A 22861-nucleotide genomic window follows, 5' to 3' on the forward strand; every position below is an offset into this window, starting at 1 on the left:
TTAGGACGCGCCGGCATGTGCTCATGCCCGCAGGTGCGGGCACGGGCGCTTGACTCAATGCAGCTTGACCTTGGCATCGCGCTCGAACTGACCGGTTGGGTCGAGCGAACGCAGTGCATCGATTTCTTCCTGCGTGGGCAGTGGCGTGGGCGTGGCGCCGGTCGCGTCGAAGTCGAAACCGGTGCGCGCCTTCACTTCTTCCAGCGTCACCTCGGGATGCCAGGACGCCAGCGCCAGTTTGTCGTCGCGCTTGATGAACACTGCGATCGGCGTGACCACGCCGGCCAGTCCGCCGGCGGCAGTGACGAAGTCCAGCTTCTCCACCAGCGTGCGCGTGGAGTGCTCGGTGCGCCAGGTGCAGGCGCGGCGTGCGGTCGGCAGCATCACCGCGCCGCCACCGCCGCCGGGCAGGCGCACCTTCGGTGCATGCCAGTCGCCGATCGACGAGACGTTGGTGCGACCCAGTCCGTCGATCTGCGCCGCGCCGAGGAAGCACAGGTCCATTCGCCCGCGCGTGCACAGGTCATAGAAATCCTCGTTGGCGAAGATCGCGGTCGAGCGCTCGGCCAGCACCGGATCGGAGCTGGAAATCGGGATCATCGACGGCTGCGGATCGACGCCGCCGGCCACATTGATGAAGGTGAACTCGAAATCGTAGGCGCGCTTGGCCATCAGGCAGGCCAGCATCGGCAGCGTCGAGTTGACGCCGCTGAAGGTCACCTCCTGCGGGCGCACGAAGCGCGCCAGGTTGGTGACGATGTACGAGAACCCGGACCAGGACTCAGACATGGGCGGCCTCCGTTTCGCGGGCTTCGGGCGCGGCATCCAGATGTGCGTCGAGCACACCGGGCGCGTCCTCCAGGTACGCGGTGACCGCGGGGTAATCCACTTCGTACTCGGGCCAGCACGAGCCCGGCCACGCGCCACCGGGCACGATGGCGTAGGCGGTGGTCATGAAGTGCGGCACCAGGGTGAGTTCGGGCTGGGTGCGGAAACTTTCCTCGCTGGCCACACGCTCGGCGACCACGATCACCTTGTCGGCGGCGCGGGTCATGATGCGATCCCAGTGCGAGGTGCCATAGACGCGCACGTCGCCGTCGGGGCTGACCTCATTGACGTGCAGCACGGCGAAGTCCGGCTTGATCGCGGGGATCACGTAGGTCGGCTCGCCCTGGCCGTAGGGATCGTCGAGCGCCTTCCAGCCGTTGAGTTCCACCAATGCAGAACCGTGTACGCCACCGACGGGCTGGAACGGCACGCCGAACGCAGAGGCACGCAGGCCAGCGGTCAGCGTGGCGCATGCGTGTTCTTCCAGTTCGATCTGTTGCTGTTCGACCGCCTTGCGATACCACGGCGCCAGGCCGAAGTTGCCTTCCATCGCCACGATCCCGGCGCGGGTGCGACGCACCGCGCCGGCGCGGCACAGCAGGTCGATGTCGTAGCCGGGCGACTGCTTGATAATTTCCAGATCCTTGCGGCCCTGGCGGATCAGCTCGCGCACCAGCGCGAACGGCCCGCGATGCAGGAAGCTGCCGCCCAGCGCCAGCGAGGCGCCATCGGGCACGAGGGCGGCCAGATCACTGATCGACAACTGCTTCTTTGAGGTGGTGGTGCTCATGCGCGAGCTCCTTCGCGATAGCGGCGGATGCGTTCGTGGATGCCGGGCACCGCGGCCGAAGCGACCAGCGCGGCCATGTCGGCGTCGCGCGTGTCGGCCAGCAGGGCGCTGTCCAGGCGACGCCAGGCATCGCCGCTCAGGCGCGGCAAGGTGGTGGTTTGCAGTTGTTCCAGCAGGGCAGGCCAAGTGTCGGTCTCGGCAATCTGCGTGAGGAAGCCGTCGTGCACGGCGGTGGCCGCATCGAAGGTCATGCCATCGCCCAGCACGCTGCGTGCGCGCACTGCGCCGACGCGCGCGGCATAGCGGCGCGTGCCCAGCACCAGGCCGAAGCCCAGGCCCGGCATCATGAAGCTGGCATCGGCACTGGCGATGCGACGATCGCAGCTGCAGATCAGGTCCACGCCGGCGCCGAAGTTGCGGCCATGCACCAACGCCACGGTTTCGAACGGTGCGTGCGCCACAGCCTGCAGCAGCTGCTCGATGTGCACGAAGCGCAGCAACAGGTCGCCCTCGGAGGCTTCGGCGTAATCGGACAGGTCGAAGCCCGCGCAGAAATTCTTGCCTTCGCCGCGCAGTACCAGCAGCTCGGTGCCGTCGTGATATGCCGCCTGTACGGCGCCCAGCAGCGCATCGACCAGCGACGGCGACAGCGCATTGCGCTTGTCGGCGCGATCCAGCGTGAGCGTCAGCGTCGTGCCGGCGCGCTCAACGCGCAGCTCCTTCACCTGATCAAGCATGACGGGCCACCTTCTGCAGCGGCGCATCGTCTGTATCGCGTGCGGCGATCAACGCATCGACTTCGGCGAAGACTTCGGCGTTGTGCTGGCCCAGCGACGGCGGATTGCGCGTGATCGGAAAGCCCTCGCCGGAGAACCGCAGCGGCGAGCCGAACGTGCGCGCGCTGCCGCCGCCGGGCAGGTCGATCTGCGAGATCCAGCCCATGTGTTCCACCTGGGGATCGGCCAGCGCTTCGGAATAGGTGTTGATCGGCGAGCACGGCACGCCGGCCGCGCGGAAGCGCGCTAGCAGGTCGGCCGCATCGAGCTTGGAGAACACGCGCTCGTCCAGCAGCGCTTTCAGTTCGCTCTGGTGCTGGGCACGCAATGAGGTCGAGGCGAAGCGCACGTCATCGGCCAGTTCCGGCCAGTCGATCGCCTTGCACGCGGCCTTGAACAGCGCGTTGTTGCCGGCGGCCATCGCGAACCAGCCGTCGCGCGCCTGGAACGCTTGGTACGGCGCGTTGCGCGGATGGGCCGAACCCAGCTTGCGCGGATCGCGGCCGCTGCCGAAGTACTCGCTGGTCTGCAGCGCGGCCACGGCCAGCGAGGCGCCGAACATCGATGCGTCGATGTGCGTGCCCTGGCCGCCGGCGCGTGCCTGCATCAGCGCTGCGGCGATCGCGTAGGCCGCGTATAGGCCAGTGCAGAAATCCGAGAGCGGCACGCCGCACTTCACCGGCGCGCCGCCTTCTTCGCCGGTCACGCTCATGATCCCGCTCATCGCCTGCAGGGTCAGGTCGAAGCCGGCCTCGCGCGAGCGCGGGCCTTCCTGGCCGAAGGCCGAGATCGAGCAGTACACCAGCGCCGGATTGGCCTGCACAGCGCTGGCGTAATCCAGGCCCAGGCGCTGCATCACGCCAGGACGATTGTTCTCCAGCACCACCTGCGCGCTGTCGATCAGCGCCTTGGCGCGGGCGTTGTCGGTCGGATCCTTGAGGTCCAGCGTGATCGCGCGCTTGTTGCGGTTGACCGAGGCGAAGTTCTCGCTGAAGCCTTCGGTCAGCGGCGGCCAGGCACGCATGGAATCGCCGCCGTCCGGGTTCTCGACCTTGATCACGTCCGCGCCCATGTCGGCCAGCAGCATCGAGCAGAACGGGCCGGCGGCCACGGAGCAGAATTCCACGACGCGCACGCCGGAAAGGGGAAGTTGCATGGGGGACTCCTTGTGCATCGTCAGGCTCAGGCCGCGGCGCGATCGCCGGCCGCGGGAAGGGGTTCGTACCGGGTGCAGCCCATCGCACGCGAGACCTCGCGGGCGGCTTCGACCACGCGCTCGGCGTGCTTGCGTAGCGTGGCCGGGCGCAGGCGTTCGGCCGGGCCGGAGACGCCGACCGCGGCGATCACCTGGCGCTGCGCGTCCAGGATCACCGCGGCCGCGCCGCATACGCCTTCGCGCCATTCGCCGCGGTTGATCGCATAGCCCAGTTCGCGCACCTGCTGGGTTTCGGTGAGCAGGGCCTTGCGCCCGGCCAGCGTGCGCGAGGTGGTGCGCTCGAAGGTCTCCGGCAGCAGGGCCAAGGTGGATTCGTCCTGCCAGGCCAGCATTGCCTTGCCGGTGGCCACCGCGTAGGCCGGCGCGCGGCCGCCGACGCTGGAATAGGCGCGCACCGGCTGGATGCTCTCGATCTTGTGCAAATAAATCACCTCCAGCCGGTCGAGCACGGCCAGGTGGATGCTCTCCTGGGTCTTGGCCGCCAACGCCTGCATGGCCGGTTCGGCCAGCTGGCGCACGTCCAGGCGGGCGACCAGCGGGCTGGCCAGTTCGAACAGTTTCAGCGTGCAGGCGTAGGTGCCCTGACGCAGGCCTTGGTGCACGTAACCAGCCGACACCAGGGTCTGCAGCGTGCGGTGCACGTTGCTCTTGGTCAGGTTGAGTGCGCGGGCGATATCGGAAACGCCCTTGGGCTGCTCGCTCTGGGCGAGCAGCTCCAACACGTTGAGGCCTTTCAGCAGGGTGGTGTCCATCGTTCCAAATACCGGAATGGCGTTTCGAAATACGCTACGCCTGACGAAATTTAGCTGTCAACCCACTCTGGCGAGGATCACTTTTTCGACTTTCCACATGCCGAAACGCCATCATTTCGCATGTCAGAACATGCTGCACTGCACGTTGACCGGCCTCGAAAGCGTCTGATCTAGTCGTTTCAGGATACAAAACATCGTTCCGAAATGTAGAACACTTTCGCTGGCAGGTTTCTTTGGAGAACCAGGCAATGTCTGCACAACCCCTCTCGAATGTGAGCAAGCGAGGCTCGGTGTTCCGCGTGGTCAGCGGCAACTTCCTCGAAATGTTCGACTTCATGGTCTACGGCTTCTATGCCTCGGCCATCGCCAAGGCCATGTTCCCCAGCGACAACGAGTTCGTGTCGCTGATGCTGTCGCTGATGACCTTCGGCGTCGGCTTCCTGATGCGTCCGCTGGGCGCGATCGTGCTGGGCGGCTACATCGATCGCCATGGCCGCCGCGCCGGCCTGCTGATGAGCTTAGGGATCATGTCCGCCGGCGTGCTGCTGATCGCGCTGACGCCCAGCTACGCCACTATCGGCCTGGCCGCGCCGGTCCTGATCGTGGTCGGCCGCCTGCTGCAGGGCTTCTCCGCCGGCGCCGAATCCGGCGGCGTGTCGGTCTATCTGGCCGAGATCGCCACGCCGGGCAAGCGCGGTTTCTACGTGAGCTGGCAGTCGGCCAGCCAGCAGGTGGCGGTGGTATTCGCCGCGATCATCGGCGTGGGCCTGCGCTTCACCCTGAGCGAAGACCAGATGCAGGCCTGGGGCTGGCGCGTGCCGTTCCTGATCGGCTGCCTGATCGTGCCGTTCCTGTTCTTCATCCGCCGCTCGCTGCAGGAAACCGAGGATTTCAAGCAGCGCGCGGCCACGACCAAGCGGCCGTCGCTGCGCGAGGTCTACGGCGCACTGGCGCGCGACTGGCGCATCGTGCTGCTGGCGGTGTTCCTGGTGACGCTGACCAGCGTGATGTTCTACCTGATCACGGCCTACACGCCGACCTTCGGCAAGCGCGAGCTGGGCCTGACCGACATGGACAGCTTCGTCTGCACCGTGGCCGTGGGCATCGCCAACTTCATCTGGATCCCGCTGATGGGCTCGCTGTCCGACCGGGTCGGGCGCTTCCGGGTGCTGCTGGTGTTCTCGGCGCTGATCGCGCTGACCGCATATCCGGCGATGCTGTGGCTGGTGGCCGAGCCGTCGTTCGGCCGTCTGTTGGCGACATTGATGTGGTTCTCGTTCCTGTACGGCGGCTACCAGGGGGTGATGGTGGTGACGCTGACCGAGATCATGCCGGCCAACGTCCGTGCGACCGGCTTTTCGCTGGCTTACAGCCTGGCCCAGGCGATCTTCGGCGGGTTTACCCCGGCGATTTCGACCTGGCTGATCCAGTCCACCGGCAACAAGGCCATGCCCGGCGCGTGGCTGGCGGCCTCCGCCGTGGTGGCAGTCCTAGGCGCGGTGCTGCTGTACCGCCGCGGGGCGTTCTCCGACGATTTGGCTATACGGGCATCCGGGCGCACCCGCGTACAGTCGCGCCTGCATTCATCACATGGCTGACACAGCCGTCACTAAAAGATGCCGCGCCCGCAGCCACCGCGGGCACGGCATTTGAATTGAAAACGGGAGAGAACATGAAGCGGACATTGCTCAGCGCAAGTCTGTTGTGCATCGCAGGCACCGCCGCGGCGGCCGATTGGCCGACGTCATACAAATTCGATAATGGCGGTCAGCTGGCCATCACGGGCAACTTTGCCTATGACCAGAACCACTTCAGCGGTGACGATGCCCGCTTCGAGAACGCGGATGACATGCGTCGCAAGGAGTTCGGCGCGACGTACAAGCTCGATGGCGTCTTCGATGCAATGGCGTACTACGATTTCCAGGCCGAGGTCTGGCTGGACATCTACATGCGCTTCCAGACCAAGGCCTGGTTCGGCAAGGACTACGGCGCGATCCGTGTCGGTTATATCAAGACGCCGGTCGGGCTTGATTCGGTTGGCTCCTCACGCTCGATCTCTTTCCTCGAAGCGCCACTGGCCACGCAGGCCATCTATGAGGGTCGCCGCACCGGCGTGGAGTGGGCGCTGACCCGCAAGACCTGGAACCTGCAGCTGCAGGGTTTTGCCGGCGGCACCCCGGAAGGGACCAACCACGGCACCACCATGGCCGGCCACTTCACCTGGACGCCGCATAAGGCCGAAGGCGACGTGATCCACCTGGGCGTGGGTTACTCGGTCGAAAATCCGGATACGACCTCCCAGCGCGTGCGCGCCAAGATCGAAGCGGGCCTGACCGATACGCGCCTGATCGACAGCGGCGCGCTGCCGGGCACCAGCCATATCGAACGCGGTGGCCTGGAATTCATCCGCATCGCCGGCCCGTTCACCGTGCTGGCCGAGCACCTGGAAGAAAACGTCGCCCGCGGCGACGGTTTCGACGACTTCCACGCGCAGGGCAACACCGTGTACGGCAGCTGGGTCGTCACCGGCGAATCGCGTGCCTACACCGGCACCCTGGGCAACGTGACGCCGAAGGGCCCGGCCGGCGCACTGGAACTGCTGCTGCGCTACAGCGACCTGGACCTCAACGACGGCAACATCCAGGGTGGCTACCAGCACGACTGGACCGTGGGCGCGAACTACTACTTCAGCAAGCACTTCAAGGTGCAGGCCAACTACATCAAGGCCAGCAGCCGCCGTGCCGGGGTGACGATCGAGCCGGACGCGGTCGAGATGCGCGCGCAGGTCATGTTCTGATCTGACGCATTGCCGCGTGCAACACAAAAAGGCAGGCCCTGCGGGGCCTGCCTTTTTCATTGTGCGGATGCTTAGTGCGAGGGTTCCATGGCGCGACGCGCGCGTCGTCGATCGAGCAGGCGCGTGGACAGGTGGCGCAGCTTGATGGTGGTCGAACGTGCGGTGTAGCGCCACACCACCGGCAGCGCGAACAGGCCCAGTAGCGCATGCACGCGCCCGCGGTACAGGTCGGTCTTGAGCTGTTCGAAACGCTCCAGGCCGCGCGCGCCGGACTTGCAGCGCACCAGTTCGCGCCTGACCACCGGCGACAGGCGTCCGCCATAGCGTTGCAGTAGCTGGTCGATGTTGCGCAGCACCGGCTTCAGGTTGAGCACGGTGCGCGAGTGCGGCGAGCGCGTGGCGGAGTAATCGCTGTAGGCCAGCGTGTAGACGTAATAGGCCTGCGGCACCAGCGCCGCACGCGCGCCTTCCAGCAGGCAGCGGATGTGCAGGTCGAAGTCCTCGCCGATCTTGCAGGCTGGGTCGTAGCGCAGCCCGTGCTGGGTGAGGAAATCGCGACGGATCATCGGCTTGATCAGCGGGGAATACGTCCCGCGATGGCCAGACAGGATTTCGCGCAGGCTCGGGATGTTGTTGGCGCGCTTGAGGAAGGTCAGCGCATCCATGGCCTTGAGCTGCGCGGTGGGGTTGAAGGCCGTTGCACCGACATGGCGACCCAGGTGCAGGTCGAGCAGCACCTGGTTGTCGCCCACCACATCGAGCTGCTGCGCTTCGGCCTGCTGGACCAGGTGTTCGAGCCGCTCGGGCAGGAAGATGTCATCGGCATCGAGGAAGGCGATGTAGCGTCCGCGGGCCTGGTCGATGCCGGTGTTACGGGCGACGGCGACGCCGCCGTTTTTTTCCTGCCTGAGCAGGCGGATCTCGGCGCCTTCGGCGATCAGCGCTTCGACCGTGGCGATGGTGTCGTCGGTGGACGCGTCATCGACCACCAGGATCTCCAGATCGGTCAGGGTCTGCTGCTGGATCGAAGCGACGCTGCGATGGATGAAGGCGGCCGCGTTGTAGGCAGGGATGACGATCGAGACGAGGGGCATAAGTGCTGGGGTTCCCTATGCGTGCGGAAGGGGTTTTCGAACCAGGTAACTGCGCAGCAGCGAGCTGCCCGCCGCTGCGCCGGCCATGACGCACAGGCCCATCGCGCCCAGCGCCAGGAAGATCTCGACACGGTTCAACTGCATGACGGCGTCGCGCGACAGCACGACTACCAGCGCGAGCATCAGCGCCGCGCCCACCGCCACCGGCAACAAATCGCGCTGCAGCCACGGGCGATACAGGCCGGGCGTGAGCCGGCGCTGCACCAGCGGCGGATAGGAGATGAAGGTCAACGCCTGCAGCACGCACCACACCACCGCGGTGCCCATCGCGCCGAAGCGGTACGCCGCCAGCACGATGAGCGGCGTGCCGATCACCGCCTGCAGCGTGGACACCCGGATGTTCAGCGCCAGGTCTCCGTAGGCGTATTGCAGGTAGTACTGGTAGGAGGTGAAGGTGAGGAAGGTATTGCCGACCATGTACCAGCACAGGATCGACGCTGCCCAGGTGGCCGCGGCCAGGTCGCCGGTCCAGGCATACATCAGCTCCCGGCCGAACACCGCGACCATGCCGGTCAGGGGGATCATCACCACGGCGGTGAGCTGGGTGGCATGGCGGAACAGGCGCCGCAGCTGTTCGGTCTCGCCGCGCGAGTGCAGGTAGGTCAGGCGCGGGATCAGCGCATTGCTGATCGGCGAAGCGGCCAGCATCACCGCACCGGACAGGGCGGTGACCAGCGAGAAGTATCCGTACTGTGCCAGCGGCAACAGCCCGGACAGCAGCAGCCGGTCCAGCTGCGACAGCAGCATCCACAACACCGAGGTGTAGGCCACGCCCAGGCCAAAGGGCAGGGCGGCGCGCAGTTCCTGCCGGGCAAAGGCCAGGCCGATGCGCGTGGCCGTCGGCGGGAACACGCGATAGCAGCGTCGCGCCAGGATCAGCGGCTCCAGCACGCCCAGCACCAGCTGGAACAGGAAGAACGCCAGTGGGGTCGGACTCACGAAGACCAGCACCGCCAGCGAACCCAGCGCTTTCGCCAAGGCCAAAACCGTGTTGATCGCGTTGAGCGAGACCTGTGCTTCCATCCCGTTGAGCGCGGTGCGGTAGATCGAGGCGAAGAACCTCAGTCCGATCATCCAGCCCATCAGCATCACGCACTGGCTGACCTGCGCCGGGTCCAGTGCCTGCACCTTGAACCAGTGCGCGGCCAGCAGCGGGCTGGCCAGGGTGATCGCCAGCCCGGTGGCCAGGGCGATACCGGCGAAGATCAGCTCGACGCTGCGCAGGACCCGGCGAAAGTCGTCGAACCCGGCCGGAAGCGCCCGGGCCCGGGCGACCTCGCGGTTGAGCATCGGCGACAGGCCCACGTCCAGCAGTCCCAGCCACAGCTGCAGGACCACGAAAAAACCGACCAGCCCGTACGCCTCGGCCCCGAGATACTGGAGATAAACCGGCACGAAGACGATGCCGACCAGGGTCGACACGCCTTGCCCAAGGACATTGGCCAGTGCGTTCAAGCGCACGGAGGGGGAATGGGTCATGTCCGGCCGGGGGATGCCTGCACGTTGTGTTCGAAAGGGCTAACGTCATGCCCGGCCGTTTCAGGACGTCCGGAAGCGCGCGGATGCGCCTGTCTGACAGGACTGACACGGTCCGGTCAGCCGCCGGGATCCCCGGTGGTGCTTGATCTCCCAGGGGCGGCCAAACAAAAAGGCGGCCTCGTGGCCGCCTCTCGTGACTGCAGTGGGCCGCGCCTTACAGCGCGTAGCCGAACTGCTGCTTGAACTGGTCGTTGAACTCGTCGAAGTCGAAGCGCTGGTTCTGGGTGCCCGGATGCTCGACCTTGAGCGCGCCCATCAGGTTGCCCATGCGGCCGATGGTCAGCCAGTCGCAGCCCTTTTCGATGCCGAAGATCAGGCCGGCGCGGAACGCGTCGCCGCAGCCGGTCGGATCGACCACGCGGCGCTCGTGGGCCGGCGGCACGTCGTAGGTCTTGCCCGGCGTGTGCACCAGCGCGCCCTTGGGGCCCTGGGTGGTGATGTAGGCCTTGACCCGGCTGACGATGGCTTTCTCGTCCCATCCGGTGCGCTCCTGCAGCAGGTTGGACTCGTAGTCGTTGACCACCACGTAGTCGGCCTGCTCGATGAAGGTGCGCAGCTCCGGGCCGTTGAACAGCGGCATGGCCTGGCCCGGGTCGAAGATGAAGGGCACGCCGCCGGCGGCGAATTCCTCGGCGTTCTGGATCATGCCTTCGCGCCCGTCCGGGCCGACCAGGCCCAGGGTCACGCCCGGCACGTCCTTCACGTGGTTCTCGTAGCTGCGCATCATCGCGCCGGGATGGAAGGCGGTGATCTGGTTGTTGTCGTGGTCGGTGGTGATGAAGGCCTGCGGGGTGAACAGTTCCTCGATCACCTTCACGCGCGACAGGTCGATGCCCAGGGTTTCGAAATGCTCGCGGTACGGGCCGAAATCCTGGCCCACAGTGCCCATCGGGATCGGGTTGCCGCCCAGCAGATGCAGGTTGTAGGCGATGTTGCCGGCGCAGCCGCCGAACTCGCGGCGCATGCGCGGGACCAGGAACGACACATTCAGGATGTGCACCTTGTCCGGCAGGATGTGGTTCTTGAACTGGTCCGGGAACACCATGATGGTGTCGTAGGCGAGGGAACCACAGATCAGTGCGGACATGGCGGCCTTGGCAGGGGTGGCGCAGCCTCCGGCGTGCCGATCGCACGCCAGGGGACGTTGAAGGAGTGCCGACGCAAGCCGGCAAGAGTTGCCAAGGTTACCGGCTGATGCCGGACAGGGCCAGCCGAGCAGTCGGTCCCAACCCCGTCGCGACCCAGCTGAAAGGCTTGTTCATGCTGCGATTTTCCTTGTATGCCGCAAGGGGGGTTGCTAGGCTAGCCGACCTCTTTTTTGCCCATTTTTTCGCCATCGGCGCTGGGCATTTGCATCTCTTTCGAAGGATTCCATCCCCCGATGTTCAAGAAGCTGCGCGGCATGTTCTCCAACGACCTGTCCATCGATCTGGGCACGGCCAACACCCTGATCTACGTCCGCGGGCAGGGCATCGTGTTGAACGAACCCTCGGTGGTGGCCGTGCGCCAGGACCGCGCCATCGGTGGCACGCGCTCGGTGGCGGCCGTCGGCGCCGAGGCCAAGCAGATGCTCGGCCGCACCCCGGGCCACATCACCACCATCCGCCCGATGAAGGACGGCGTCATCGCCGACTTCACCTACACCGAGGCGATGCTCAAGCACTTCATCAAGAAGGTGCACAAGTCGCGCGTGCTGCGTCCCAGCCCGCGCGTGCTGGTCTGCGTGCCGGCCGGTTCGACCCAGGTCGAGCGCCGCGCCATCAAGGAATCGGCTGAAGAAGCCGGTGCACGCGACGTCTACCTGATCGAGGAGCCGATGGCTGCGGCGATCGGCGCCGGTCTGCCGGTGACCGAGGCGCGCGGCTCGATGGTCATCGACATCGGCGGCGGCACCACCGAGGTCGCGGTGATCTCGCTCAACGGCATCGTGTACTCGCAGTCAGTGCGCGTGGGCGGCGACCGTTTCGACGAATCCATCACCAATTACGTGCGCCGCAACCACGGCATGCTGATCGGTGAAGCCACCGCCGAGCGCATCAAGCTGGAAATCGGCTGCGCCTACGCCCAGCCGGAAGTGGAGGAGATGGAAATCTCCGGCCGCAACCTGGCCGAAGGCGTGCCGAAGATGATCAAGATCAACTCCAACGAGGTGCTCGAAGCCCTGCACGAGCCGCTGTCGGGCATCGTCTCGGCGGTCAAGCTGGCGCTGGAGCAGACCCCGCCGGAGCTGTGCGCCGACGTGGCCGAGCGCGGCATCGTGCTCACCGGCGGCGGCGCGCTGCTGCGCGACCTGGACAAGCTGATCTCCGAAGAAACCGGCCTGCACGTGCAGGTCGCCGACGATCCGCTGACCTGCGTGGCCCGCGGTGGCGGCCGTGCGCTGGAACTGGTGGACATGCACGGCAACGAGTTCTTCGCCGCCGAGTAACGGCGCCGGACGCCGCGGCAAGGGGCAGGGAACGCGGGCCCCTTCCGCCGCAGGCCGGGGTGCTGCATGCGCCAGGCCTCTCTTTCTTTCTCATCCGGTCATCGCCCCGCCCACGTGCCTTCCTACGCCGGCCCTCCCGTTGCTCCTCGTCCCGGCGAGATCGCCAGCTCCCTCCGGCTGCTGGCCTATCTGGCGCTGGGCGTGGCCCTGGTGATCCTGGACCACCAGGGCGGCTGGCTGGCGCGGGCCAAGCAGGAGGTCAGCCTGGCGGCCGGACCGCTGTGGCTGGTCGCCGGCCTGCCGGGCAAGCTGGGCACGCGGTTGCAGGATGACGCGGCCACCTTGGGCCAGCTGACCAGCGAGAACCGCCGCCTGCGTGACGAACTGCTGGTCTCCAACGCCCGCCTGACCCGGCTGAGCGCGGCGGTGGCCGACAACGCCCAGCTGCGTGCGCTGCTGGGCGCAGCCGGGAATCGCGGCCTGGACGTGCAGCTGGCCGCAGTGCTCAACATCGACCTGGATCCGACCCGCCAGCGCCTGGTGCTGGATGCCGGCGCGCGCGATGGCGTGTACGTGGGCCAGCCGGTGATCGATGCCGGCGGCCTGCTCGGCCAGATCGTGCAGGTGATGCCGACCTATTCGACCGTGCTGCTGCTGACCGACCCGGACCACGCGGTGCCGGTGATGGTGCAGCGCAACGGTGTGCGCCTGCTGGCTTACGGCAACGGCCGCAGCGACCAGCTGCAGCTGGTCAACGTCCCGCTGAACGCGGACATCAAGGATGGCGACGTGGTGGTGACCTCGGGCCTGGGCGGGCGTTTCCCGGCGGGCTTCCCGGTCGGCACGGTGGCCGACCTGCATGCCGATGACAGTCGCACCTTCCTGGTGGGCGAACTGACCCCAGCCGCGCACCTGGACCGGGGCCGGAACGTGCTGCTGCTCAAGGCCTCCGACATCGCGCCGCCGCTGCCGGTACCGCCGGGTGCGAACGGCCCGGCCGCGCAGGTGCCCGCGCCGGCCGCCAACGCGGCCGGCAAGCCGGCTTCGACCGTGACGCCTGCGAAACCGGCCGCTGGCGGGACTGCGCCGCCCGTGACGCCACCGGCCACTGGCGCTGCGACGACTGCCCCGCGCACGCCTGCCGCCGCTGCCGGTCGCCAGCCGTCCACGACGCCGGCCGGTGCTTCCCCTCAAACCAGCGCGCCAGCCACCGCACCCGCCACGCCGCGCCCGCAGGCTATGCCGCCCGCGACCACCGCCACGCCCGCCAGCACGGAGCCGGGCCGATGAGCCGCACCCGCAATGCCTGGGTGCTGCCAACCAGCGTGGTGTTGGCACTGCTGCTGTCGCTGGTGCCGCTGCCGCCGATGGTGCAGGCGCTGCGCCCGTACTGGCTCGCGCTGGTGCTGGCTTACTGGGTGATCGAAGAACCCGAGCGCGTCGGCCTGGGCTTTGTCTTCATCATGGGCCTGATCGCCGATATCAGTTTCGGCGGGCTGCTGGGCGAACAGGCGCTGCGGCTGGTGGTGATGGCCTTCATCCTGCAGCGCTTCCGCGCGCGGCTGCGGTTCTTCCCGCTGTCCCAGCAGGCGCTGGCGATCGGTGGCCTGCTGCTGAACGATCGCATCGTCGCCAGCGCGATCCATTTCGCGGTCGGCGAGCCGATGCTGCCGTGGACGTACTGGTGGGCGCCGCTGATCGGCCTGCTGCTGTGGCCGCCGCTGTTCGTGCTGCTCGATGGCCTGCGCCTGGGGCGCCGCAGCTGAGCCGCGCCCATGATCTCCAGCCGCCGCCCGCTCAAGAACGCGCACGCTGAAGCCGACCAGTTTCGCCGCCGCGCGGTGCTGGGCTTCGTCGCCGTGTTCCTGTGCCTGGCCGGCCTGGGCGGCTGGTATTTCAAGCTGCAGGTGGTGGACCACGCCGAGTACGCCACGCGCTCGGAGGCCAACCGCATCAAGCTGCGTCCGGTGGTGCCGGCGCGCGGCAGCATCTACGACCGCAACGGCGTGCTGCTGGCCGAAAACATCCCCGCCTACCGCCTGGACGTGGTGCCCGACCAGGCCGGCGATCCGGCCACCTGGCTGGACGAACTGGGTAAGGTGATCGCGCTGGATCCGGAAGAAGTGCAGCACTTCCTGGCCACGCGCAAGGTCAGCCGCGGGTTTCGCGGCATCACCATCAAGCCCAAGCTGAGCGAAGAAGAGATCGCCGTGCTGGCGGTCAACCGCTGGCGCTTTCCCGGCGTGGAAGTGGTGCCTTACCTGACCCGCCATTACCCGTATGGGCCGCTGATGGCGCACATCATCGGCTACGTTGGCCGCGTGGACGAGGCTGACCTGCAGCAGCTGGGCGAGGTCAATTCGGCGCTGACCCACATGGGCAAGAGCGGCCTGGAGCGCTATTACGAGCAGCAGCTGCGCGGCAAGGTCGGTTACGAGAAGGTCGAGACCAACGTGGAAGGCCGCGCGCTGGGCGTGGTCGGCCGCGTGCCCGCGCAGGCCGGCACCGACCTGAAGTTGTCCATCGACATCAAGCTGCAGCAGGCCATGACCGAAGCCTTCGGCCAGTACGAGGGTTCGGCCGTGGCGATGGACCCGCGCACCGGTGAGATCCTGGCGATGGTCAGCCTGCCGAGCTTCGACACCAACCTGTTCGTCAACGGCATCTCGTCGAAGGATTTCAAGGCACTCAACGACAATCCCTCGCGGCCGCAGTTCAACCGGCTGGTGCTGGGCGGCGTGGCGCCGGGCTCGACGATCAAGCCGCTGATGGGCCTGGCCGGCCTGGACAGCGGTGCGCGCAAGCCGGAAGACCGGATCCTCTCCACCGGCATGTTCTACCTGCCAGGCGTCAGCCGTGGCTGGGGCGATTCGCACCGCGGCGGCCACGGCTGGACCGACCTGCGCAAGTCCATCGCCCAGTCGGTGAACACCTACTACTACAAGCTCGCCATCGACATGGGCATCGGCAAGGTCGATGACTACATGACCAAGTACGGCTTCGGCTCGCCCACCGGCATCGATTTGACCGGCGAGATCGGCGGCATCGTGCCGTCGCCGGCGTTCAAGATGAAGAGCCGCAAGGAAGGCTGGTATCCGGGCGATACGGTCAACATCGCCATCGGCCAGGGCGACTGGAAGGTCACGCCGCTGCAGCTGGTGCGCGCAGTCTCGGGCATCGCCGATGGCCAGCTGCGCACGCCGCACCTGGTGATGGACCAGCGCAACGGCTTCGACCAGCCCTGGCAGCCGCGTGCGCCGGGCCCGAGCAAGCCGATCAGCGACAACCCGACCAACGTGCAGTGGGTGCGCGAGGGCATGAAGGACACCATGCGCCCGGGCGGCACCGGCTTTGCCATCACCGGCGGGGCGCCGTACCAGATGGCGGGCAAGACCGGCACCGCGCAGGTCGCCAGCCGCAAGGGCACCGCGGCGGTGGACCCGCGCAGCCTGCCGATGCACCTGCGCCATCGCGGCCTGTTCGAAGGCTATGCGCCGGCCGACAACCCGACCATCGCCGTGGCCGTGGCGGTCGAGGCCGGTGGCTTCGGCACCAGCTCGGCCGCGCCGATCGCGCGCAAGATCTTCGACGCCTGGCTGCTGGGCAAGATGCCGGGCACCGACGAGAACGGCACCGAGGTCGTGGCCACCGAAATGGAAGGCGAGCAGGCCGACGCCAACGCCGAGCAGGGCGTGGACGACGTCGATCCGGCGCTGGTCCAGTCGCCGCCGGCCAGCAGCGGGCCAGTCACGCCCGCGCCCGCTCCGGGCGCACCGCCGCCTGCACCCGCAGCGCCGGCCGGCGCCAACCGTGCGGAGACGTCCGAGCCCGCCAAACCATCGACGGACGACGCGCCGCGATGACCGATCTGATCCGCTATCTCGGCGACCTGGTCTGGCGCTTCCTGCGCAGCCTGGACTGGGTGCTGTGCCTGGCCTTGGCCGGGGTGATGTGCTTCGGCCTGGCGGTGCTCAAGAGCGCCGGCGGCGCGACCGGCGGCACCCATCTGGTGATCGCGCAGGGCATCCGCTTTGCCATCGGCGCCGGCGCGATGTGGGCGCTGTCGCGGGTCTCGCTGCCGCGCCTGCGCGCGTGGACGCCGATGACCTATGCGCTGTCGATGCTGCCGCTGCTGGCGGTGTTCGTGCTGGGCACCGGCAAATACGGCCGCCAGTGGCTGGACCTGAAGGTGTTCTACCTGCAGCCGGCCGAGCTGCTGAAGATCAGCATGCCGATGATGGTGGCCTGGTACCTGCACCGCATGCCGCTGCCGCCCAGGATCCCGACGGTGCTGGTCGCGGCGGTGATCATCGGCATCCCGACCGGGCTGATCATGCTGCAGCCGGATTTCGGCACCGGCGTGCTGATCGCGGCCTCCGGCGCGTTCGCGCTGCTGCTGGCCGGCCTGCCGTGGTGGTGGGTGGGCATCGGCGTAGCTGGCGTGGCCAGTGCGGCGCCGGCGGCGTGGTTCTTCCTGCTGCGGCCCTACCAGAAGGACCGCATCATGATGTTCCTCAATCCGGAGAACGATGCGCTGGGCGCGGGCTGGAACATCATCCAGTCCAAGATCGCGATCGGCTCGGGTGGGCTGACCGGCAAGGGCTGGGGCCTGGGCAGCCAGTCGCACCTGAACTTCATCCCCGAGCAGACCACCGATTTCGCGTTCTCGGTGTTGAGCGAGGAATTCGGCTGGGTCGGCGTGGCCACCGTGCTGACGTTGTACCTGGTGATCGTCGGCCGCTGCCTGTGGATCGCGATGGAAGCGCGCGACACCTATTCGCGCGTGCTGGCCGGCTCGCTGGGCTTGGCGTTCTTCGTCTACGTGCTGGTTAACGGCGGCATGATCTCCGGCCTGCTGCCGGTGGTGGGTGTGCCGATGCCGTTGATGAGTTACGGCGGCACCTCGGCGGTCTCGCTGCTGGCCGGGCTGGGATTGGTGATGGCGGTGCGCTCGCACCGGCCGGTGAATCGCTGACGCAGTGCGTTGTGGCGCCGTGCGAAACGCCGGTTGCACATGAACAAACCGCGGCAAGTGACTGACAAGTCAGGGTTCATTTCCGCAGCGTGCGTGCTAACCTCGCGCCCGATGATCCGACGTGCACTTGCCTGCCTGTTCACGCTTGGCCTGGTCGCCTGTGCGACCCAGCCCAAGCCCTCGACTCCTCCGAAACAGACCGTCCAGCAGCCCGCGCCCACGCGGCCGCCGGTCCCGGTGCCTGGTGGAAAACCGGCCGAGACCGCGGTCGAGCAGCGCGCCGATGCGCAGTTGCTGGACCTGACGCCTGTGCCGTTCGAGGTCTCGCGCGCCAACTTCATCCGCGATACCGCCGCGCGCTTCCAGCTGGACCCGGCCTGGATCGAAGCCACGCTCGCCCATGCCAACTGGCGCGAGGACACCATCAAGCTGATGTCCAAGCCGGCCGAGCGCACCATCGGCTGGAGCGAGTACCGCCCGCGCTTCATCACCGAGTCGCGCATCAGCGGCGGCCAGAAATTCCTCGCCACGCACCGCGCCGAACTGATGCGCGTGCAGGAACGCACCGGCGTGCCGGCCGAAATCATCGTTGCGATCCTGGGCGTGGAAACCAGCTACGGCGGCTACACCGGCAAGACCCCGATCGTCGATGCGCTGTACACGCTGGCATTCCGTTATCCGCGCACCGGCGATCCGGCGCGTGCCCAGTACGAAGCGCGCCGCGAGCTGTTCTTCCGCGACGAACTCGCGCAGCTGTTCGCGCTGTCCAAGGAACAGAACCTCGACCTCACCACACTCACCGGCAGCTACGCCGGCGCGATGGGGCTGGGCCAGTTCATGCCGTCCAGCTACCGCGACTTCGGCGTGGACGGCGACGGCGACGGCCGCATCAACCTGCTGACCGATTTCGACGACATCTTCTCCTCGGTGGCCAACTACTTCGTCAAGAAGGGCGGCGCCTACGGCTGGGAGCGCGGCGGTCCGGTCGCGGTGCAGGCCACGCTGGCGCCGGGCAAGGCTGCGTTCGATCCGCTGGACTGGACCCCGACCTGGACCCAGGCCGATCTGGCCGCGCGCGGCTACACCGCGCTGGCGCCGGTACCGCCCGGCGAGACCGCCACGCCGGTGACGCTGGCGGCGAGCAACGGGCCGCAGTACTGGCTCGGCTTCCGCAACTACTACGCGATCACCCGCTACAACAACTCCAAGATGTACGCGATGGCCGTATGGCAACTCTCCGAAGCGATCGCCGGCCGCCCGTTGCCGCCGGCATGAGGACCTGGCTGCTCCTGCTGGTGGTGGTGACGCTGGCCGCGTGCAGCAGCGCGCCGCGCAAGGCGTCCAAACCGGGCGAGGCCCTGGTCTCGGTGCCCAAGGGCGCGACGCCGCCCGCCGCGGTCGCGGCCGGCTGCCACGGCCGTTACGCACCGGCGCAGGAAGACCTCTCCACCCGCGGCGATTACACCGCCGGCGGCCTCTACAAGCCGGGCGTCTCGGACAGCACGCCGACCGAAGTACCCGACGTGGACTGCATCGCCGAGCCGAAGATCTCCTCCGAGCCGATGTCCGACTACGGCAACAAATCGCCCTATTCGGTGCTGGGCAAGGACTACAAGGTCCTGGATACCGCCGCCGACTACGACGAGCAGGGCCTGGCCTCGTATTACGGGCAGAAATTCCACGGCCGCAAGACCTCCAACCACGAGGTCTACGACATGTACCAGTTCACCGCCGCGCACAAGACGCTGCCGCTGCCGAGCTTCGCGCTGGTGACCAACTTGGATAACGGCAAGGACGTGATCGTGCGCGTCAACGACCGCGGGCCGTTCCACGATGGCCGCGTGATCGATCTCAGCTACGCCGCCGCGGTCAAGCTGGGCATCACCGCGCGCGGCACTGGCCGGGTCGAAGTCAAGGCGCTGCATCCGGACGATCCCAAGCTGCCGGCCTTGCTGGCCAGCCGCGGCCAGCCCGCCAGCCGCGTGCCCACCACGATCGCCACCGGTGTGCCGACCACCATCGCCACCGGCAAGCCGGCGCCGGTGAAGCCTTCGGGCATGGACCAGATGGTCGCTGGCCTGCCGGCCAAACCGGCCACGCCATCGCCAAGCGCAGCGACCAGCGCGGCGGTGGCCTCGACCAAGCCCGTGGCGGTGCCTGCGGCCGCGAGCAAGGCCAGCCCCAGCGATCCCTCGCTGCGCTACCACGTGATCCCCAACACCAAGGAGCCGGCCAGCGCCGACCGCTTCGAAGCCTGGATGCAGAGCCAGGGCGTGCACGTGGCCACCGGCAAGCCGGGCACGCCCGTCGCCGGCGCCAGCCAGGTTGCCGTTGCCACTGAAGCCAAGGTCGCGACGCCTGCGCCGGCGCGCCCGGTTGCGGTCGCAGCGCCTGCCAAGCCCGTCGCGGCCAAGCCCGAGACCAGCGCCGGCAGCTACGGCCAGGCCGCGATGAACGTGCTGCTGCAGGTCGCCAGCTTCGCCAGCCGCGACAACGCCGAGAAGGCCGTTGCCCGCCTGGTCGCGGCCGGGATTCCGACCGCATCACTCAGCGATGTGATCGCCGGTGGCCGCACCCTGTGGCGCGTGCGGGTCGGTGCAGCGGACAATGCCGGGGCCGACGCGCTGGCTTCGCGCATCGCCGGCCTGGGGTTTTCGCGCCCGCAGGTCGTGCGCGAGTGAACCAACGCCGCAGGCCGTGGTCTGGTGCCTGCAGCCGTGTCATCCAACTCTTTCAAGATTCCCTAGGGGTGTGTTCTCCATGAAGTTCCGTTTTGCCTTCGCCGCCCTGGCGACCGCCGCCTTCGGCGCGGCCATTGCCCAGACGCCGCCACCGGACGTCAGCACCGCGCCGCCGCCGGAGGTCCAGATCCCCGACGCGCCGGCTCCGGCCGTGTCCAAGGCCTGGATCGTGATGGACGCGGCCAGCGGCCAGGTCCTGGCCGGCCAGAACATCAACGAGCATCTGGCCCCGGCCAGCATGACCAAGGTCATGACCTCCTACGTGCTGGCGTCGGAGCTGAAGAACGGCAAGATCAAGCGCGACGACCAGGTCATGATGACCGAGCGCGCCTGGCGCGAAGGCGGCGCCGGCACCGACGGCAGCTACAGCGGCTTCCCCGTCAACCAGACCGCGCGCCTGGAAGACATGGAAAAAGGCATGGTGGTGCAGTCGGGCAACGACGCCGCCATCGCCCTGGCCGAGCACACCGCCGGCAGCGAGGAAGCCTTCGTCCAGCTGATGAACGCCTATGCCCAGCGCATCGGCATGAAGGATTCGCACTTCGCCGACGTGCACGGCCTGGCGGCCGATGGTCACTACTCCAGCGCCTACGACATGGCGCTGCTGGGCCGCGCGCTGATCCGCGATTACCCGGACACCTACGCGTACAACAAGATCAAGGAGATGACCGTCAGCGGCATTACCCAGCCCAACCGCAACCTGCTGTTGTGGCGCGATCCGAGCGTGGACGGCATCAAGACCGGCCATACCTCGCAGGCCGGCTACTGCATCATGAATTCGGCGATCCGCGGCGACCAGCGCCTGATCACCGTGATCATGGGCGACGTGTCCGAGAAGCAGCGCGCCGACGATTCGCTGGCGCTGCTCAACTGGGGCTTCCGCTTCTTCGAAACCCACCGCCTGTACGAGCCGGGCAAGGCCCTGGCCACGCAGAAGGTGTGGAAGGGCGCAACCCAGCAGGTCCAGCTGGGCGTGGCCGCCCCGCTGCTGGTCGGCGTGCCGCGCGGCAAGTACGACCAGCTCAAGCCATCGATGGACGTGCCCAAGCAGCTGGTGGCGCCGATCAAGGCCGGCCAGCAGATCGGCATGGTCAAGGTGAACCTGGACGGCAAGACCATCGCCCAGGCGCCGCTGGTGGCGATCGAAGGCGTGGAGGAGGGGGGCTTCTTCCGTCGCCTGTGGGATGCCTTCTGGATGTGGTGGGAATCGGTCTGAGGCATCACGCCTGACCTGATAGACCGAAAAAGCCGGCAGATGCCGGCTTTTTCGTGCCTGCAACACGGCCGGCGCCGGCGGCGACTTGGGTTTGGCCGGAGCCGACCCGATAATCGCGGGCATGGATATCTCTTCTGACAACCCCGACCACGGCTTCCAGTTCCCCGGCACCTTCGAGCTCAGCGCCATGGGCACGGCCGGCATCGCGCTGGAGACCGAGCTTCCCCGCCTGCTCACCGCCGCCGGCATCGAGGTGGTGGAAGAGCGCATCAGCTGGAAGCACTCCTCCAACGGCAAGTACGTCTCGGTGCGCATCGCCTTCCACGCGCAGGATCGTGCCCAGTACGACGCCGCGCATGAAGCGCTGCGCGAGCATCCGGAAGTGAAGTGGACGATCTGACCGACGCCTGCCCGGTGGCGGGCGTGGACGAGGCGAGCGTCGCGCGTGCGCCGCTGCCGGCGACGGTCTTCGACCTGGGTCGCCAGCACTACGAACCGGTGTGGCGCGCGATGCAGGCCTTCACCGACGCGCGCGACGAGGCCACGCCCGATGCGCTGTGGATCGTCGAGCACGACCCGGTGTTCACCCTGGGCCAGGCCGGCAAACCCGAGCACGTGTTGGCGGCCGGCGACATTCCGGTCATCCATGTCGACCGCGGCGGGCAGGTGACTTACCACGGCCCCGGCCAGCTGGTGGTCTATCCGCTGCTGGACCTCAAGCGCCTGAAGATCGGCGTGCGCGATTACGTGTGCCTGATCGAGCAGGCCATCATCGACACCTGCGCCGAGTGGAACATCGTGGCCGCGCGCAAGGACGGCGCGCCCGGCGTATACGTGGCCGGTGCCAAGATCGGCGCGCTCGGCATCCGCGTGCGTCGTGGCTGCACCTTCCACGGCTTGAGCTTCAACATCGCCATGGATTTGGAGCCGTTCCGGCGCATCAATCCCTGCGGCTATCAGGGCCTGCAGACCATCGCGCTCTCCGACCTGGGCGGCCCGGCGTCGATCGAGACGGTGAAGGCGGTGCTGCTGGAGAAGATCGCAGACCTGTTCAAGCTGGAACTACGTCGGATCGACGGGCTGCCGGACGCGTTGCGGGCGGGCGAATAGCAACGCCAAGCCATACACGCAGATGACCGCGGGCAGCGAAGCGATGAGTAAGACGCCGGTCCAGCTGCCGGGAATGAAGAGTCCGAAATGCCAGCCTGGCAGTAACGGCCAGAGTCCCGATGACAGGGCAAACAGCATCTTTCCCCAACGGGTACTGCTTAGATGGGCGCGAAGCGAGCCAGCGAGCGCGCCCCAGATGGGCAAGAAGAACAGTGATGCGAAGCCGCAGACGATGACGGCAGGCAGAATCGCCAGGAGTGAAGGTTGCAGGCCTGCGGCGTTTTGTCCTGTCAGGGTCTTTACGCTCCACTGGTGCAGAAAAAGTGCACCGGTGGCAGCCAGTCCGTAGGCGACCGAACCAATCAGTGGAAATACCAGGGCACCGATAACGATATCGGCTGCGATCCGCTTCAGGCTTCTTGCTGGAGTCGTGCGCTCGGAGCGCGGCGGTTGACCGAGGATAAGGGCGCTGGGTGGCATGTACGCGCTTGAGGACGTTTCATCTTGCATGTCGATGGTTCTTCCATGATGGATTACAT

At 67.3% G+C, this 22861-nt stretch carries 21 protein-coding genes; 12 read left to right on the plus strand and 9 right to left on the minus strand.

The genetic code is table 11. The features are described 5' to 3' along the window. Positions 1-54 precede the first annotated feature (54 nt). The 5 genes from BMZ17_RS01365 to BMZ17_RS01385 are packed head-to-tail and all read right to left on the minus strand — an operon-like array spanning position 55 to position 4362. The gene (locus BMZ17_RS01365) at positions 55-789 is read right to left on the minus strand and encodes a CoA-transferase subunit beta (RefSeq protein WP_093134306.1); all 735 of its coding nucleotides are present in this window, start codon (positions 787-789) and stop codon (positions 55-57) included. Then, positions 782-1618, minus strand: a complete 837-nt coding sequence (locus BMZ17_RS01370; protein WP_093134310.1) for a CoA transferase subunit A — start codon at positions 1616-1618, stop codon at positions 782-784. Before BMZ17_RS01370 ends, BMZ17_RS01365 begins: the two co-directional genes overlap by 8 nt. Then, the gene (locus tag BMZ17_RS01375; protein WP_093134315.1) at positions 1615-2355 is read right to left on the minus strand and encodes an enoyl-CoA hydratase/isomerase family protein; all 741 of its coding nucleotides are present in this window, start codon (positions 2353-2355) and stop codon (positions 1615-1617) included. The genes BMZ17_RS01370 and BMZ17_RS01375 overlap by 4 nt, the downstream gene beginning before the upstream one ends. Further along, positions 2348-3550 carry a CaiB/BaiF CoA transferase family protein gene (locus BMZ17_RS01380; protein ID WP_093134320.1) on the minus strand — a complete coding sequence of 401 codons (1203 nt, stop codon included), beginning with the start codon at positions 3548-3550 and terminating at the stop codon, positions 2348-2350. Before BMZ17_RS01380 ends, BMZ17_RS01375 begins: the two co-directional genes overlap by 8 nt. Before the next feature lie 26 nt (positions 3551-3576). Then, positions 3577-4362 (minus strand): IclR family transcriptional regulator, encoded by a 786-nt coding sequence (locus tag BMZ17_RS01385; RefSeq protein WP_093134325.1) that lies wholly within the window; start codon positions 4360-4362, stop codon positions 3577-3579. Positions 4363-4610: 248 nt separating this feature from the next. Between BMZ17_RS01385 and BMZ17_RS01390 the strand changes: the two genes are divergently transcribed. Both BMZ17_RS01390 and BMZ17_RS01395 read left to right on the plus strand, forming a co-directional pair. Continuing rightward, the gene (locus tag BMZ17_RS01390; protein WP_093134330.1) at positions 4611-5960 is read left to right on the plus strand and encodes an MFS transporter; all 1350 of its coding nucleotides are present in this window, start codon (positions 4611-4613) and stop codon (positions 5958-5960) included. 74 nt (positions 5961-6034) lie between these two features. Next, positions 6035-7159 (plus strand): OprO/OprP family phosphate-selective porin, encoded by a 1125-nt coding sequence (locus BMZ17_RS01395; protein ID WP_093134335.1) that lies wholly within the window; start codon positions 6035-6037, stop codon positions 7157-7159. Between the two features lie 71 nt (positions 7160-7230). Here BMZ17_RS01395 and BMZ17_RS01400 read toward each other — a convergent pair whose 3' ends face one another. From BMZ17_RS01400 to BMZ17_RS01410, 3 genes are all read right to left on the minus strand, one after another. Next, complete coding sequence (locus BMZ17_RS01400; RefSeq protein WP_093134339.1) at positions 7231-8253, minus strand: glycosyltransferase family 2 protein; 1023 nt, start codon at positions 8251-8253, stop codon at positions 7231-7233. A 15-nt stretch (positions 8254-8268) separates the two neighbouring features. Further along, positions 8269-9792, minus strand: a complete 1524-nt coding sequence (locus BMZ17_RS01405) for a lipopolysaccharide biosynthesis protein (protein WP_093134344.1) — start codon at positions 9790-9792, stop codon at positions 8269-8271. A gap of 214 nt (positions 9793-10006) precedes the next feature. Further along, the gene (locus tag BMZ17_RS01410; protein ID WP_093134349.1) at positions 10007-10939 is read right to left on the minus strand and encodes a carbohydrate kinase family protein; all 933 of its coding nucleotides are present in this window, start codon (positions 10937-10939) and stop codon (positions 10007-10009) included. A 294-nt stretch (positions 10940-11233) separates the two neighbouring features. Here BMZ17_RS01410 and BMZ17_RS01415 point away from each other — a divergent pair, with 294 nt between their 5' ends. The 10 genes from BMZ17_RS01415 to lipB all read left to right on the plus strand — a co-directional run bounded on the left by BMZ17_RS01415 (position 11234) and on the right by lipB (position 22322). Continuing rightward, positions 11234-12280 carry a rod shape-determining protein gene (locus BMZ17_RS01415; protein WP_093134352.1) on the plus strand — a complete coding sequence of 349 codons (1047 nt, stop codon included), beginning with the start codon at positions 11234-11236 and terminating at the stop codon, positions 12278-12280. 114 nt (positions 12281-12394) lie between these two features. After that, positions 12395-13570 carry a rod shape-determining protein MreC gene (gene mreC, locus BMZ17_RS01420; protein WP_093134357.1) on the plus strand — a complete coding sequence of 392 codons (1176 nt, stop codon included), beginning with the start codon at positions 12395-12397 and terminating at the stop codon, positions 13568-13570. Further along, positions 13567-14046 (plus strand): rod shape-determining protein MreD, encoded by a 480-nt coding sequence (gene mreD / locus BMZ17_RS01425; RefSeq protein ID WP_093134362.1) that lies wholly within the window; start codon positions 13567-13569, stop codon positions 14044-14046. Before mreC ends, mreD begins: the two co-directional genes overlap by 4 nt. Positions 14047-14055: 9 nt before the next feature. Next, entirely contained in the window at positions 14056-16143 is a 2088-nt protein-coding gene (mrdA, locus tag BMZ17_RS01430; RefSeq protein ID WP_093134367.1) for a penicillin-binding protein 2, read from the plus strand. Beyond that, positions 16140-17255, plus strand: coding sequence for a rod shape-determining protein RodA (gene rodA, locus BMZ17_RS01435; protein ID WP_093134372.1), 1116 nt, complete (start codon positions 16140-16142; stop codon positions 17253-17255). The genes mrdA and rodA overlap by 4 nt, the downstream gene beginning before the upstream one ends. A 111-nt stretch (positions 17256-17366) precedes the next feature. After that, positions 17367-18530, plus strand: a complete 1164-nt coding sequence (mltB, locus tag BMZ17_RS01440; protein WP_093134377.1) for a lytic murein transglycosylase B — start codon at positions 17367-17369, stop codon at positions 18528-18530. After that, the gene (locus tag BMZ17_RS01445) at positions 18527-19936 is read left to right on the plus strand and encodes a septal ring lytic transglycosylase RlpA family protein (RefSeq protein WP_217645721.1); all 1410 of its coding nucleotides are present in this window, start codon (positions 18527-18529) and stop codon (positions 19934-19936) included. Before mltB ends, BMZ17_RS01445 begins: the two co-directional genes overlap by 4 nt. 79 nt (positions 19937-20015) lie before the next feature. After that, positions 20016-21212 carry a D-alanyl-D-alanine carboxypeptidase family protein gene (locus BMZ17_RS01450; RefSeq protein WP_093134387.1) on the plus strand — a complete coding sequence of 399 codons (1197 nt, stop codon included), beginning with the start codon at positions 20016-20018 and terminating at the stop codon, positions 21210-21212. 121 nt (positions 21213-21333) lie between these two features. Continuing rightward, the gene (locus tag BMZ17_RS01455; RefSeq protein WP_093134392.1) at positions 21334-21612 is read left to right on the plus strand and encodes a DUF493 family protein; all 279 of its coding nucleotides are present in this window, start codon (positions 21334-21336) and stop codon (positions 21610-21612) included. Positions 21613-21626: 14 nt separating this feature from the next. Further along, the gene (gene lipB, locus BMZ17_RS01460) at positions 21627-22322 is read left to right on the plus strand and encodes a lipoyl(octanoyl) transferase LipB (RefSeq protein WP_093137979.1); all 696 of its coding nucleotides are present in this window, start codon (positions 21627-21629) and stop codon (positions 22320-22322) included. On the opposite strand, the gene BMZ17_RS20785 is transcribed toward lipB, so the two are convergent. Continuing rightward, positions 22275-22832 carry a hypothetical protein gene (locus tag BMZ17_RS20785; protein ID WP_139202768.1) on the minus strand — a complete coding sequence of 186 codons (558 nt, stop codon included), beginning with the start codon at positions 22830-22832 and terminating at the stop codon, positions 22275-22277. The genes lipB and BMZ17_RS20785 overlap by 48 nt on opposite strands. Positions 22833-22861: the final 29 nt, after the last annotated feature.

It is taken from the genome of Pseudoxanthomonas sp. GM95, assembly GCF_900109775.1.
GTDB lineage: Bacteria > Pseudomonadota > Gammaproteobacteria > Xanthomonadales > Xanthomonadaceae > Pseudoxanthomonas_A.

Coding starts and splice junctions, on each gene's coding strand:
- mreD (WP_093134362.1), top strand. CDS start 13,567: ATGAGCCGCACCCGCAATGCCTGGGTGCTGCCAACCAGCGTGGTGTTG.
- BMZ17_RS01395 (WP_093134335.1), top strand. CDS start 6,035: ATGAAGCGGACATTGCTCAGCGCAAGTCTGTTGTGCATCGCAGGCACC.
- BMZ17_RS01400 (WP_093134339.1), bottom strand. CDS start 8,253: ATGCCCCTCGTCTCGATCGTCATCCCTGCCTACAACGCGGCCGCCTTC.
- BMZ17_RS01415 (WP_093134352.1), top strand. CDS start 11,234: ATGTTCAAGAAGCTGCGCGGCATGTTCTCCAACGACCTGTCCATCGAT.
- BMZ17_RS01405 (WP_093134344.1), bottom strand. CDS start 9,792: ATGACCCATTCCCCCTCCGTGCGCTTGAACGCACTGGCCAATGTCCTT.
- BMZ17_RS01450 (WP_093134387.1), top strand. CDS start 20,016: ATGAAGTTCCGTTTTGCCTTCGCCGCCCTGGCGACCGCCGCCTTCGGC.
- BMZ17_RS01390 (WP_093134330.1), top strand. CDS start 4,611: ATGTCTGCACAACCCCTCTCGAATGTGAGCAAGCGAGGCTCGGTGTTC.
- BMZ17_RS20785 (WP_139202768.1), bottom strand. CDS start 22,832: ATGCAAGATGAAACGTCCTCAAGCGCGTACATGCCACCCAGCGCCCTT.
- BMZ17_RS01445 (WP_217645721.1), top strand. CDS start 18,527: ATGAGGACCTGGCTGCTCCTGCTGGTGGTGGTGACGCTGGCCGCGTGC.
- BMZ17_RS01375 (WP_093134315.1), bottom strand. CDS start 2,355: ATGCTTGATCAGGTGAAGGAGCTGCGCGTTGAGCGCGCCGGCACGACG.
- mltB (WP_093134377.1), top strand. CDS start 17,367: ATGATCCGACGTGCACTTGCCTGCCTGTTCACGCTTGGCCTGGTCGCC.
- BMZ17_RS01365 (WP_093134306.1), bottom strand. CDS start 789: ATGTCTGAGTCCTGGTCCGGGTTCTCGTACATCGTCACCAACCTGGCG.
- BMZ17_RS01455 (WP_093134392.1), top strand. CDS start 21,334: ATGGATATCTCTTCTGACAACCCCGACCACGGCTTCCAGTTCCCCGGC.
- BMZ17_RS01410 (WP_093134349.1), bottom strand. CDS start 10,939: ATGTCCGCACTGATCTGTGGTTCCCTCGCCTACGACACCATCATGGTG.
- BMZ17_RS01385 (WP_093134325.1), bottom strand. CDS start 4,362: ATGGACACCACCCTGCTGAAAGGCCTCAACGTGTTGGAGCTGCTCGCC.
- BMZ17_RS01370 (WP_093134310.1), bottom strand. CDS start 1,618: ATGAGCACCACCACCTCAAAGAAGCAGTTGTCGATCAGTGATCTGGCC.
- BMZ17_RS01380 (WP_093134320.1), bottom strand. CDS start 3,550: ATGCAACTTCCCCTTTCCGGCGTGCGCGTCGTGGAATTCTGCTCCGTG.
- mrdA (WP_093134367.1), top strand. CDS start 14,056: ATGATCTCCAGCCGCCGCCCGCTCAAGAACGCGCACGCTGAAGCCGAC.
- rodA (WP_093134372.1), top strand. CDS start 16,140: ATGACCGATCTGATCCGCTATCTCGGCGACCTGGTCTGGCGCTTCCTG.